The organism is Streptomyces sp. bgisy159 (assembly GCF_965341775.1).
GTDB lineage: Bacteria > Actinomycetota > Actinomycetes > Streptomycetales > Streptomycetaceae > Streptomyces.
This window is the reverse complement of sequence record NZ_CBDQZH010000136.1, coordinates 1-578: the sequence shown is the minus strand read 5'-3', so window position 1 is coordinate 578 and position 578 is coordinate 1. Positions and strand designations below refer to the sequence as shown.

Sequence of the window (578 nt, the reverse complement as noted above, 5' to 3'; positions counted from 1 at the left end):
GAGATCGCCGACGCCGTCGCCGTTGCTGTCCTGGAAGGAGCGGACCAGCACCTCGTAGAAGACGGCGCGTTTGAACCAGTCGGGGTCGCGGTCCTTCGCGGGCGTGTCCTCGAAGGTGTCCGGTACGGGTGAGTTGACGGTCATGACGCTCTGGACCCTCCGATCGTCGGTGCCGGCGGCCGGACGCGGAACACGTGGGCCGGGGCCCGGCCGGGCTCCAGACGCACGTAGTTGGTCCTGCCCCAGGTGTAGGTCTCACCCGTCAGTTCGTCGTGGACGGACAGGGGGGCGCCGTGATCCAGACCGAGTTGTTGCATGTCCAACGAGACCGTGGCCTCCTGGGTGTGGTGGGGGTCGAGGTTGACGACGACGATCACCGTGTCGGTGCCCTCCCGCTTGCTGTAGGCGATCAGAGCGTCGTTGTCGGTGTGGTGGAAGCGCAGGTTCCTGAGCCGCCGCAGTGCCGGGTGGCGGCGCCGGATGTCGTTCAGGCGGGTGATCAGGGGCGCGATGGTGTCCGCGCTCTCCCAGTCACGGGGCTTGAGCTGGTACTTCTCGGAGTCCAGGTACTCCTCACC

Annotated in this window: 1 protein-coding gene; it reads right to left on the bottom strand. The window is 67.3% G+C overall.

Translation table 11 applies throughout. From position 1 onward, the window contains the following. Positions 1 to 140: 140 nt before the first annotated feature. Positions 141 to 578 (bottom strand): DUF3459 domain-containing protein (locus tag ACSLTV_RS36160; RefSeq protein ID WP_435613739.1); only part of this gene is annotated, 438 nt, incomplete at its 5' end.